11 protein-coding genes and 2 tRNA genes are annotated in these 11,668 nt (G+C 56.8%); 1 reads left to right on the top strand and 12 read right to left on the bottom strand.

All coding sequences use genetic code 11. The features are described 5' to 3' along the window. Window positions 1-32: 32 nt before the first annotated feature. The 9 genes from rimP to rlmE all read right to left on the bottom strand — a co-directional run bounded on the left by rimP (window position 33) and on the right by rlmE (window position 7,079). Window positions 33-491 carry a ribosome maturation factor RimP gene (gene rimP, locus ACVVH8_RS04120; RefSeq protein ID WP_007915250.1) on the bottom strand — a complete coding sequence of 153 codons (459 nt, stop codon included), beginning with the start codon at window positions 489-491 and terminating at the stop codon, window positions 33-35. 139 nt (window positions 492-630) lie between these two features. Beyond that, window positions 631-707 (bottom strand) — tRNA-Met (locus tag ACVVH8_RS04115). Between the two features lie 97 nt (window positions 708-804). Beyond that, window positions 805-890, bottom strand: a tRNA-Leu gene (locus ACVVH8_RS04110). 22 nt (window positions 891-912) lie between these two features. Then, window positions 913-1,299 carry a preprotein translocase subunit SecG gene (gene secG, locus ACVVH8_RS04105; RefSeq protein ID WP_475228669.1) on the bottom strand — a complete coding sequence of 129 codons (387 nt, stop codon included), beginning with the start codon at window positions 1,297-1,299 and terminating at the stop codon, window positions 913-915. Between the two features lie 4 nt (window positions 1,300-1,303). After that, complete coding sequence (tpiA, locus tag ACVVH8_RS04100) at window positions 1,304-2,059, bottom strand: triose-phosphate isomerase (protein WP_103303202.1); 756 nt, start codon at window positions 2,057-2,059, stop codon at window positions 1,304-1,306. Between the two features lie 65 nt (window positions 2,060-2,124). Beyond that, window positions 2,125-3,462: a phosphoglucosamine mutase gene (glmM, locus tag ACVVH8_RS04095; RefSeq protein WP_213027521.1), complete on the bottom strand. Its 1,338-nt coding sequence runs from the start codon at window positions 3,460-3,462 to the stop codon at window positions 2,125-2,127. Between the two features lie 16 nt (window positions 3,463-3,478). Then, the gene (folP, locus tag ACVVH8_RS04090) at window positions 3,479-4,330 is read right to left on the bottom strand and encodes a dihydropteroate synthase (RefSeq protein ID WP_475228666.1); all 852 of its coding nucleotides are present in this window, start codon (window positions 4,328-4,330) and stop codon (window positions 3,479-3,481) included. A gap of 8 nt (window positions 4,331-4,338) precedes the next feature. Continuing rightward, window positions 4,339-6,246: an ATP-dependent zinc metalloprotease FtsH gene (gene ftsH / locus ACVVH8_RS04085; protein ID WP_475228663.1), complete on the bottom strand. Its 1,908-nt coding sequence runs from the start codon at window positions 6,244-6,246 to the stop codon at window positions 4,339-4,341. Window positions 6,247-6,449: 203 nt separating this feature from the next. Further along, complete coding sequence (gene rlmE / locus ACVVH8_RS04080) at window positions 6,450-7,079, bottom strand: 23S rRNA (uridine(2552)-2'-O)-methyltransferase RlmE (protein WP_103303206.1); 630 nt, start codon at window positions 7,077-7,079, stop codon at window positions 6,450-6,452. Window positions 7,080-7,180: 101 nt separating this feature from the next. On the opposite strand from rlmE, the gene ACVVH8_RS04075 reads away from it, so the two are divergent. Next, window positions 7,181-7,489: a YhbY family RNA-binding protein gene (locus ACVVH8_RS04075; protein ID WP_003221534.1), complete on the top strand. Its 309-nt coding sequence runs from the start codon at window positions 7,181-7,183 to the stop codon at window positions 7,487-7,489. Between the two features lie 9 nt (window positions 7,490-7,498). Here ACVVH8_RS04075 and ACVVH8_RS04070 read toward each other — a convergent pair whose 3' ends face one another. From ACVVH8_RS04070 to carB, 3 genes are read right to left on the bottom strand one after another with little or no spacing between them, the layout of a single operon-like run. Then, window positions 7,499-7,903: an MFS transporter gene (locus tag ACVVH8_RS04070; protein WP_103303207.1), complete on the bottom strand. Its 405-nt coding sequence runs from the start codon at window positions 7,901-7,903 to the stop codon at window positions 7,499-7,501. A 28-nt stretch (window positions 7,904-7,931) separates the two neighbouring features. Beyond that, window positions 7,932-8,408, bottom strand: coding sequence for a transcription elongation factor GreA (gene greA, locus ACVVH8_RS04065; protein ID WP_103303292.1), 477 nt, complete (start codon window positions 8,406-8,408; stop codon window positions 7,932-7,934). Window positions 8,409-8,410: 2 nt separating this feature from the next. Further along, the gene (gene carB / locus ACVVH8_RS04060) at window positions 8,411-11,632 is read right to left on the bottom strand and encodes a carbamoyl-phosphate synthase large subunit (RefSeq protein WP_475228661.1); all 3,222 of its coding nucleotides are present in this window, start codon (window positions 11,630-11,632) and stop codon (window positions 8,411-8,413) included. Window positions 11,633-11,668 lie beyond the last annotated feature (36 nt).

Genomic DNA, 11,668 nt, shown 5'->3' with positions numbered 1-11,668 from the left:
TCGCAAGCCATTGGATCCGCGGGATCCGCGTCTCAGTCAAAACTGGGAATAATGTTGGCCTTGTCGATCATATCGATCGGCAACAGGAACTCGTGATCATCTACTTGCACCACGACATCCTGTTCTTCTACACCGCGCAGAAGGCCCTGAAAGTTGCGTCGACCTTCGAAAGGCGAGCGCAGCTTGATCTTCACTTGTTCACCGGCAAATTTTGCAAACTGCTCAAGAGTGAACAGTGGGCGCTCCATGCCAGGCGAGGAAACTTCGAGGGTGTATTCAACGGAGATTGGATCTTCAACATCCAGTACACCGCTGATCTGACGGCTGACAATGGCGCAATCGTCCACCAGCACGCCACCCTCTTTATCGATATAAACGCGCAACATCGAGTGACGACCTTGAGCCGAGAACTCGATACCCCAGCATTCATAGCCTAGGGCCACGACCACCGGGGCCAGCAAGGCCTGCAACTCTTCTAGCTTGCTCGACACCTGAACCCCCTAGTGCATGATATGTGCATGCTATGCAAAATAAAAAAATGGGCTAAACGCCCATCCTTGAAACGCCGTCGAACAGCGGCGTTGAAAGTGTCCAGCTAACAAAAAGCCCCTTAAAAGGGGCTCCTTAAACTGGTTGCGGGGGCCGGATTTGAACCGACGACCTTCGGGTTATGAGCCCGACGAGCTACCAGACTGCTCCACCCCGCGACAAAGCTGGGGCGGAAGTATACGACCGATCCCTTACAGGGTCAATGTAACCTTCCACCTGCAAGAAAGCCCGCAACAGCGGGCTCTCCTGACTAATTGGTACCGAGAAGGGGACTCGAACCCCTACACCCTATGGGCACAACCACCTCAAGGTTGCGTGTCTACCAATTCCACCACCTCGGCAAAACTACTTTTGAAACTCTTCTTACTTCTGCTCTTGAGCTGGAGGTACGTCAGTCGCTGGAGTAGCCGACTTTTGCTCTTGAAGCACCGGGACATCATCAGAAACCGGTTGTTGTTGCTTAGGTACTTCCAACACTGCTGGATCTGGCAATCCTGCTTGAGCTAGCTGATGAGCCTTCTCTTTAGCAAAGTAACCTAACCCCAAGCTGGTTATGAAGAAACCGGCGGCAAGTATAGCAGTAAACTTACTAAGAAAGGTAGAGGAACCTTGGCTTCCGAACACAGTATTTGAAGCACCTGCTCCGAAAGACGCGCCAGCGTCCGCACCCTTACCCTGCTGCAGCAAAACCAGAGCAACTACGCCCAATGCACCCAGCAGATGAAAAACGACTACGACTGTTTCCAGCATTTTTTCAGTTTCCCGCGGCGCGACAGATCGCACCGAACTCATCTGCATTCAGGGAAGCTCCACCAATGAGCCCCCCATCGATATCCGGCATGCCGAACAGTTCGACCGCATTGGCCGCCTTCACGCTGCCGCCGTATAGAAGCCGCACACCTCGTGCGACTTCAGAATTCTCTGCCGCCAACTGCTCGCGAATGGCCTTATGCACATCCTGAGCCTGTTGCGGCGTTGCAGTCAGTCCGGTACCAATTGCCCAGACCGGCTCGTAAGCTATGACTGCCTTGGCAAAAGCACCGACTCCCAACTCCTCGATGATGCTGCCCAGCTGACGCCCGACAACCTCAAGAGTTTTCCCGGCTTCACGCTGCTCAAGGGTTTCCCCTACACACAACACCGGAATCAAGCCACATGCCTGTGCCGCTGCAAACTTGCGATTCAGCATTCCGTCTCGCTCGCCCATTATCTGACGGCGTTCGGAGTGCCCGACAAGCACCAGGGAACAACCTGCATCCACCAACTGACTCGGCGCTATCTCACCAGTCAATGCACCTTGCATGGATTCCACCGCAGAATTCTGCGCACCGACCGAAATCGATTTACCTTTCAAGCCATCAATCACTTGATTGATATACAAGCAAGGCGGGAATACCGCGACATCAACACCGCTTGGCAAGGCCAGATGACGAAGGCCGTTGATCAGCTCAGCGACGCTGGCGCGGGTACCGTGCATCTTCCAGTTACCAGCTACCATAGGGCGACGCATGCTGTACCTCGTCGGTCAAAGTGGGCGCAGATGTTACCCAACACAATCATGGCTTGCAAGCCGAATCAGGCAGAAACTTCACTTACCAGTTTTGCCAGTTCTTCGGCATAGCTGCGAACCTGAGTTTCGTCCTCACCTTCGACCATCACACGCACCAGAGGCTCTGTACCGGACTTGCGCAAAAGCACCCGTCCGCGGCCCGCCATTGCCTGAGTGACGCGCGCACTGGCTTCCTTGACAGCCGGATGCTCCAGCGGGTTTTCACCGCCACCGAAACGCACATTGATCAGCACCTGCGGGCACTTGCGCAACGCCTGACGGGTTTGTGCCAGACCTTCGTTGCGTGTCTTCAGTGCCATCAGCACTTGCAGCGCAGCGATGATCGCATCGCCGGTCGTCGTATGATTGAAGCAAACGATGTGCCCCGAGTTCTCACCACCGACCAGCCAGTTGCGCTCAAGCAATTCGGCGATCACATAACGGTCGCCAACGTTGGCGCGAATGAATGGAATCGAAAGCTCCGCCAGCGCCAGCTCCAGGCCGAGGTTACTCATCAGGGTACCGACCACACCGCCCTGCAATTTGCCGCGCTCATGCAAGTCACGAGCAATGATGAACAACAGCTCGTCACCATCAACAATCGCGCCCGTGTGATCAACCATCAGCACCCGATCACCATCACCATCAAAAGCGATACCCAGATCGGCATGCTCGGCCAGCACCGCAGCCTGCAACTGATCCATATGGGTCGAGCCGCAATTGTCGTTGATGTTCAGGCCATTGGGCTGAGCCGACAGCACGACGACTTCTGCACCCAACTCACGAAAAACGCTCGGCGCTACCTTGTAGGTCGCACCATGTGCGCAATCAATGACGATCTTGAGACCATTAAAGTTGGTCCCGGTTGGCACGCTGCTCTTGCAGAACTCGATGTAGCGACCGGAGGCGTCATTGATTCGCGACACTTTGCCGATCTTGCTCGACTCAACCACCGTCATCGGCGCATCAAGCAACTCTTCGATCATAAGCTCCAGCTCATCCGGCAACTTGGTGCCTTTGCCAGAGAAGAACTTGATACCGTTGTCGTCGTGCGGATTGTGCGACGCACTAATCACGATACCAGCCTCAGCCTGGAAGGTTCGCGACAGATAGGCGATAGCCGGCGTCGGCATCGGACCGAGCAGCATGACATCGGCACCTGCCGAGGTCAGGCCGGCTTCAAGGGCCGACTCGAACATGTACCCGGAAATGCGCGTGTCCTTGCCAACCAACACTTTGCAGGCACCCATCTTGCGAAACGCCATACCGGCGGCCCAGCCAAGCTTGAGCATAAAGTCAGGAGTGATCGGATAAACACCCACACGACCGCGAATACCGTCAGTACCAAAGTATTTTTTGCTCATAATTGCTCCACCATTCTTATTCGGCTGATTCCACGGCCGCGATCATCCGCACCACATCCACCGTTTCCGCCACATCATGGACGCGCAATATACGCGCGCCTTTGGCAGATGCCAGCGCTGCCAGCGCCAAGCCCCCAAAAAGCCGCTCGCCGACCGGGCGATTCAGGGCATGGCCAATCATGCTTTTGCGCGAAACACCCACCAATAACGGCCGGCCCAACGCGTGCAGAGCTTCCAGATGCTTGAACAAGCTTAAATTGTGCTGCAGTGTTTTGGCGAAGCCAAACCCAGGGTCGAGAATGATCCGCTCAGCCGGGATACCCGCCAGCGCACATCGAGCCATGCGCTCGGTGAGAAACTCGCCTACTTCTCGGGTGACATTCTGATATTGCGGATTGTCCTGCATGTCACCGGGCTCACCGAGCATATGCATGAGACACACAGGCAACCCTGTGGCCGCTGCGGCGTCCAGCGCTCCATCGCGCTGCAGCGATCGCACATCGTTGATCAAACCTGCACCCAGCCGCGCTGTTTCTCGCATCACGGCGGGAGTCGACGTATCGACCGAGATGATGACGTCGAGCTCACGATTGATCAGCTCCACGATTGGCGCCACGCGCTCAAGCTCTTCCAGCGGAGATACCGCTCGCGCGCCGGGACGAGTGGATTCACCTCCCACATCGATCAGCGTCGCACCCGCAACAACCATGGCTTCTGCATGGCTCAGCGCTGCATCGAGCTGGCTGTATCGGCCACCATCGGAAAAGGAATCGGGAGTGACATTGAGAATGCCCATGACATGCGTCTGGGCCAAATCAAGAACCCGGTTGCCGCAAGGCAACCGGGTCAGGGACTGTACAGAAGTCATTTCAAACCTTAAACGTCAGCAGCCGGACCGCCAATCGGTTTTTCCGGACGCTCATCCTGAACAACAGGAGGCGGCGGAGTACCGGTGCCACCCGACCAATCACGCGGCTCGCGAGGCGTGCGGCCGGCCATGATGTCGTCGATCTGTTCGGCATCGATCGTTTCATACTTCATCAGGGCATCAGCCATCGCATCGAGCTTGTCACGGTTGTCCGTGAGGATCTGCTTGGCCGTGCCATAGCACTGATCAATGATGCTGCGCACTTCGGAGTCGATCAGCTTGGCCGTTTCTCCGGAGAAGCTTCCAGCCTGACCACCACCGCCGCGACCAAGGAACACTTCGCCTTCTTCTTCCGCATACATCAGTGGACCGAGTTTTTCCGACAGGCCCCACTTGGTCACCATGTTCCGTGCAATCTGACTGGCACGCATGATGTCGTTGGAAGCACCAGTGGTCACACCATCAAAACCGAGCGTCATTTCTTCAGCGATGCGGCCACCGTACAGCGAGCAGATCTGACTGATCAATGCACGCTTGGACAAGCTGTAGCGGTCTTCTTCCGGCAGGAACATCGTCACACCCAGCGCACGACCGCGCGGAATGATCGATACCTTGTAAACCGGATCATGCTCAGGCACGACGCGACCAACAATAGCGTGGCCCGCCTCGTGATAAGCGGTGTTCTGCTTTTCTTTCTCGGACATGACCATCGATTTGCGCTCAGCGCCCATCATGATCTTGTCTTTGGCCAGTTCGAACTCTTTCATTTCGACAATGCGCTTGCCGGCACGAGCCGCAAACAGCGAGGCTTCGTTAACCAGGTTAGCGAGGTCAGCACCAGAGAAACCTGGAGTACCACGAGCGATAACGGCCGGAGCAACGTCGTCACCCATTGGCACTTTACGCATGTGAACCTTGAGGATCTGTTCGCGACCACGGATATCCGGCAGACCGACAACCACTTGACGGTCGAAACGACCTGGACGCAGCAGCGCAGGGTCAAGTACGTCAGGACGGTTGGTTGCAGCAATCACGATGATGCCATCGTTCATTTCGAAGCCGTCCATCTCTACCAGCAACTGGTTGAGAGTCTGCTCGCGCTCATCATGACCGCCGCCCATGCCGGCGCCACGATGGCGACCGACGGCGTCGATTTCGTCGATAAAAATGATGCACGGCGCGTGCTTCTTCGCCTGCTCGAACATGTCACGAACACGGCTTGCGCCGACGCCGACGAACATCTCGACAAAGTCAGAACCGGAAATAGTGAAGAAAGGCACCTTGGCCTCGCCGGCAATAGCCTTGGCCAGCAAGGTTTTACCGGTACCCGGAGGACCGACCATCAACACGCCGCGAGGAATGCGACCGCCAAGACGCTGGAACTTGCCCGGATCACGGAGGAACTCGACGAGCTCGCCGACTTCTTCCTTGGCTTCGTCGCAACCTGCAACGTCAGCCAGGGTAGTTTTCACCTGATCCTCGGAAAGCAGTCGCGCCTTGCTCTTGCCAAAACTCATCGGCCCGCCCTTGCCGCCGGCACCACCCTGCATCTGGCGCATGAAGAACATGAACACCGCGATGATCACCAGGATCGGGAAGCTGGCCACCAGCAGTTGGGTCCAGATGCTTTGCTGCTCAGGCTGCTTGCCTTCAACCACAACGTGGTTGTCGACCAGGTCACCGATCAAGCCATTGTCCTGAATTGCCGGACGAATGGTCTTGAAGCTGTCGCCGTCGTTGCGCTTGCCGGTAATCACATAGCCATCAACCGCGACGCGCTCGACCTTGCCATCCTTGACCTGCTGGATGAAGTCGGAATAGTTGAGGGTCTGCGGCTCGTTAGGGCTGGAGAAGTTGTTCATCACCGTCACAAGGACAGCCGCGATGATCAACCACAGGATCAGATTCTTTGCCATATCGTTCAATTAACTACCCTCTGAAGCAAGCTCCGCTACTGGCGCGCGCTTCGCATGATATTCACCGGCCTAACTTACTACATTACCTACAACTCTGGCAGGCGCCGTCTGTAACCCTTTGTGAAACACTTTCTACACAATATTCGCTTATGCACGCGGGGCGAAATACGAAAAACCTATCACCCTGCACAAAAGACCAGGTTTTACTCACTACGGCCCCGGTAGCCCCATGCCAGCATATATTGCTCACGGGAACTTCCACGAGACGAATCCGGCTTGATCATCTGAATCTTTTCAAATTTCTTGCGAGCGTCCTTCAGGTAAACATCGAACCCTTCACCCTGAAAGATCTTGATCACAAAATTACCACCCGGTTTGAGTATCCGCTCCGCCAGATCGAGAGCCAACTCGCAAAGGAACATGGCTTTCGGCATGTCCACTTCAGGCGTACCACTCATATTGGGGGCCATATCGGAAATCACAAGGTCCACCTGCGAATTACCGACGGCTTCCAGAATTTGCGCGAGCACGGCGTCCTCGGTGAAGTCACCCTGGATAAATGTCACATCAGGGATGCTGTCCATTTCCAGGATGTCCGAAGCGATCAAACGCCCCTGACCGCCGATCAGACGGCTAGTCACCTGCGACCAGCCACCGGGCGCTGCGCCCAGGTCCACCACGTTCATGCCCGGACGGATCAGTTTGTATTTCTCCTGGATCTCCAGAAGCTTGTAACTCGCACGCGAGCGGTAGCCATCCTTCTGCGCTTGCTTCACATAAGGATCGTTGACATGTCTTTTCAGCCAACCAAGGCTTGTCTTGGAACGCGCCATTGGGCACCTCGATGATTAGGGTCGTGATTAATTGGGCGGATCCACGAACCCTCGGGTAAAATGGCCGCCATTTTACAGAATCCAGACGAAAGGGTCAGATTATGCCGCTCACTCCAGAGCAGAAAAAACAGTACAAATCCATTGGCCACCACCTGAAACCGGTTTTGACGGTGGCGGACAACGGTTTGACTGAAGGCGTGTTAGCCGAACTTGAACGCGCTTTGGCGGATCACGAGCTGATCAAAATCAAGCTCAACATCCTCGACCGCGAGTCGCGCCTGGCGCACATTGCAGAACTGTGCAAGGTCGGCAAAGCGGATCTGGTACAGGTCATCGGCAAGATGGCACTGGTTTACCGCAAGAACTTCAGCGTCAACAAGCAGCTGTCGAACGTTCATCGCTTCAAGTGATGACCGGGGTCAAGGGTGTGCTTCGCGCACCCTGCCACTCCATCCCGGAACCGGCTGCAACACCAGCACCAGCCCGGAAAAGCCCAATACAAGATAGCTGAACACCTGCCAGCGCTGCGCATCCGGCCAGCCGACACGTACTGCGACAAACATCGCACACGCATACAACGCCATCAACAGCACCTGCCCGCGAAAATCTCGCCATAGACTGACAAGGCCCTCGGTCTGTACCAGCACCAAAGCCTGAAAAATCACGCATGCGGCGGAAAAACCCACCACCAGCACTTCAAATGCACTGGCGACTTCATCGATCAACAGCGGCGCCAGGCCAATCTTGCCCAACGCCGGCTGCAAACCGAAATGAATCAACCAGAGACCGCCGACCCACAACATCTGGGACAGCTGCCAAAGCATGGCGCCCGCATGCAGCGGGCGCCCGGTTTCAGATATGACGGACTTCGACAATCTCATACTCGATAACGCCACTCGGCGTTTTCACGGCGACCACATCGCCCTCTTCCTTGCCAATCAAGGCACGGGCCAAAGGCGAGCCGACCGAAATCTTGCCGAGTTTGAAGTCAGCCTCATCCTCACCCACGATGTGGTAAGTGACGCTTTCATCAGTCTCGACGTTGGCGATTTCGACGGTGGTACCGAAGATCACCTTGCCGGTATGAGGAATAGTCGTGACATCAATGATGACCTGGTTCTGAATCCGGCCTTCGATATCACGAATCCGCGCCTCGACCATGCCTTGCTGTTCGCGGGCAGCATGGTATTCGGCGTTTTCCTTCAGGTCACCCAACTCGCGGGCCGTACCGATGTCCTGGCTGAGCTTCGGACGCACGACCTTGGTCAGGTGGGTATGTTCTTCTTCCAGGGCGCGAGCGCCCTGAACAGTCATTGGGTACTTAACTATGCTCATGCCTTCAATCCTGCGTGTAGATCCTGCAAGCGGCGCACGGTCTTTTCCGGACCGAACTTAAGCGCTTCACAGATAGCTTCGCCCGCAGCAATGGTGGTGGTGCAGTAAATCTTGTGCTGCAAGGCATTACGACGAATGGAGTACGAATCAGCGATCGACTGACGACCTTCAGTGGTGTTGATGATCAGGGTGACTTCGTCATTCTTGATCATGTCGACCACGTGCGGACGACCCTCGGTCACCTTGTTCACACGGCGCACTTTCAGGCCAGCGGCTTCGATCAGCTTGGCTGTACCGGCAGTGGCCACCACTTCGAAACCCAAGTTGATCAGATCACGGGCCACGCCTGCAACCAGTGGCTTGTCATCGTCACGCACGCTGATGAACGCAGTACCGCCGGTCGGCAATACTTCGCTGGCGCCCATCTGGGCCTTGGCGAATGCTTCACCGAAAGTATCGCCGACGCCCATCACTTCACCGGTCGACTTCATCTCTGGGCCGAGGATCGGGTCAACGCCAGGGAATTTGGCGAATGGGAATACCGCCTCTTTCACGCTGTAGAAGTTCGGGATGATTTCTTTGGTGAAGCCGATTTCTTTCAGGGTTTTACCGGCCATCACGCGGGCAGCGATCATTGCCAGGGAAACACCGATGCACTTGGAGACGAACGGTACAGTACGGGAAGCGCGCGGGTTGACTTCGATGACGTAGATGTCTTCGCCTTGCAGCGCCAGTTGCACGTTCATCAGGCCGACAACGCCCAGCTCCAGGGCCATTTTCTTGACCTGTTCGCGCATCTCGTCCTGGATGTGCGCCGGCAGCGAGTACGGCGGCAGCGAGCAAGCGGAGTCACCGGAGTGAACACCAGCCTGTTCGATGTGCTGCATGATCGCGCCGATTACAACTTCTTTACCGTCGCTGACCGCATCCACGTCCATCTCGATGGCGCAGTTGAGGAAGTGGTCGAGCAGCACCGGGCTGTCGTTGGACACTTGCACCGCGTCACGCAGGTAGCGCTTGAGTTCTTCTTCCTTATAGACGATTTCCATCGCGCGGCCGCCCAGTACGTAGGACGGGCGCACCACCAGCGGATAACCGATCTTCGCGGCAGCACGGACAGCTTCGTCTTCGCTGCGCACGGTGGCGTTTGGCGGCTGACGCAGGTTCAGACGCTCAACCATTTGCTGGAAGCGCTCACGGTCTTCAGCGCGGTCGATGGCGTCAGGGCTGGTGCCGATGATTGGCACGCCGGCAGCTTCCAGAGCACGAGCCAGTTTCAGTGGAGTCTGGCCGCCGTACTGGACAATCACGCCTTTCGGCTTCTCGACGCGGCAGATTTCCAGCACATCTTCCAGGGTTACCGGCTCGAAGTAGAGTCGGTCGGAAGTATCGTAATCGGTGGAAACGGTTTCCGGGTTGCAGTTGACCATGATGGTTTCGTAGCCGTCTTCGCGCAGGGCGAGGGCGGCGTGAACGCAGCAGTAGTCAAACTCGATGCCTTGGCCGATACGGTTTGGACCGCCACCCAGAATCATGATTTTGTCGCGACCCGACGGCGCGGCTTCGCACTCTTCCTCGTACGTCGAGTAGAGGTAAGCGGTGTCAGTGGCGAACTCGGCGGCGCAGGTGTCAACGCGCTTGTAGACCGGGAACACTGCCAGCTTTTGACGGTGCGTGCGCAGGTTTTTCTCGGTCACGCCCAGCAGCTTGGCCAGACGCTGGTCGGAGAAGCCTTTGCGCTTGAGCTTGAACATCAGGTCACGGTCGATAGAGGACAGACCGAGGGTCTTGACCTTCTCTTCGTCCTTGATCAGATCTTCGATCTGCACCAGGAACCACGGATCGATCATGTTCATGGCGAAGATTTCTTCGACCGTCATGCCCGCGCGGAAAGCGTCCGCCACGTACCAGATACGCTCGGCGCCCGGCACGGTCAGTTCACGCTTGAGCACGCTCATGCTTTCCGGGTTGCTCAGATCGAGCTTCTCGTCCAGACCACAGACGCCAACTTCCAGACCGCGCAGAGCTTTCTGCAGGGATTCCTGGAAGGTACGGCCGATGGCCATGACTTCACCGACCGACTTCATCTGAGTGGTCAGGCGCGCGTCAGCGTTGGCGAATTTTTCGAAGGCGAAGCGTGGCAGCTTGGTCACGACGTAGTCGATGGACGGTTCGAAAGATGCCGGGGTTTTGCCGCCGGTGATGTCGTTCGACAATTCGTCGAGGGTGTAGCCCACAGCCAGTTTGGCGGCGACTTTGGCGATCGGGAAACCGGTGGCTTTCGAAGCCAGGGCCGAGGAGCGCGACACACGCGGGTTCATCTCGATCACGACCATGCGGCCGGTGTCCGGGCAGATACCGAACTGCACGTTGGAACCGCCGGTCTCGACGCCGATCTCGCGCAGTACCGCCAGGGAGGCGTTACGCAGGATCTGGTATTCCTTGTCGGTCAGGGTCTGAGCCGGCGCAACAGTGATCGAGTCACCGGTGTGCACGCCCATCGGGTCGAAGTTTTCGATCGAGCAGACGATGATGCAGTTGTCCTTTTTGTCGCGGACAACTTCCATTTCATATTCTTTCCAGCCGATCAGCGATTCGTCGATCAGCAGCTCTTTGGTCGGCGACAGGTCCAGACCACGGGCGCAGATTTCTTCGAACTCTTCACGGTTGTACGCGATTCCGCCACCGGTGCCGCCCATAGTGAAGGACGGACGGATGATGCACGGGAAGCCCAGGCGCTCAAGAACGGCGTTGGCTTCTTCCATGCTGTGGGCGATGCCGGAGCGCGGGCACTCAAGGCCGATCGACTTCATGGCCTTGTCGAAACGCGAACGGTCTTCAGCCTTGTCGATGGTGTCGGCGTTGGCACCGATCATTTCCACGCCGAACTTCTCCAGGACGCCTTCGCGCTCCAGGTCCAGGGCGCAGTTCAGGGCGGTCTGGCCGCCCATGGTTGGCAGCACCGCATCCGGACGCTCTTTCTCGATGATCTTGGCAACGGTCTGCCATTTGATCGGCTCGATGTAGGTGGCGTCGGCCATGTCCGGGTCGGTCATGATGGTGGCCGGGTTGGAGTTCACCAGGATGACGCGGTAGCCCTCTTCGCGCAGGGCTTTGCAAGCCTGGGCGCCGGAGTAGTCGAATTCGCAGGCCTGGCCGATAACGATCGGGCCAGCGCCGAGAATCAGGATGCTTTTAATGTCTGTACGTTTTGGCATGGGTTTGTCACTCAAATCCGCAGGTCAGTCGGCAAG

The sequence above is a fragment of the Pseudomonas trutticola BRTCR10 genome (genome assembly GCF_056155105.1).
The sequence above is the reverse complement of the archived record's forward strand: the minus strand, read 5'-3'. Positions and strand labels throughout refer to the sequence as shown.

Coding starts and splice junctions, on each gene's coding strand:
- secG (WP_475228669.1), bottom strand. CDS start 1,299: ATGCTGGAAACAGTCGTAGTCGTTTTTCATCTGCTGGGTGCATTGGGC.
- rlmE (WP_103303206.1), bottom strand. CDS start 7,079: ATGGCGCGTTCCAAGACAAGCCTTGGTTGGCTGAAAAGACATGTCAAC.
- ACVVH8_RS04070 (WP_103303207.1), bottom strand. CDS start 7,903: ATGCTTTGGCAGCTGTCCCAGATGTTGTGGGTCGGCGGTCTCTGGTTG.
- carB (WP_475228661.1), bottom strand. CDS start 11,632: ATGCCAAAACGTACAGACATTAAAAGCATCCTGATTCTCGGCGCTGGC.
- glmM (WP_213027521.1), bottom strand. CDS start 3,462: ATGAGCAAAAAATACTTTGGTACTGACGGTATTCGCGGTCGTGTGGGT.
- ftsH (WP_475228663.1), bottom strand. CDS start 6,246: ATGGCAAAGAATCTGATCCTGTGGTTGATCATCGCGGCTGTCCTTGTG.
- ACVVH8_RS04075 (WP_003221534.1), top strand. CDS start 7,181: ATGCCGCTCACTCCAGAGCAGAAAAAACAGTACAAATCCATTGGCCAC.
- tpiA (WP_103303202.1), bottom strand. CDS start 2,059: ATGCGTCGCCCTATGGTAGCTGGTAACTGGAAGATGCACGGTACCCGC.
- folP (WP_475228666.1), bottom strand. CDS start 4,330: ATGACTTCTGTACAGTCCCTGACCCGGTTGCCTTGCGGCAACCGGGTT.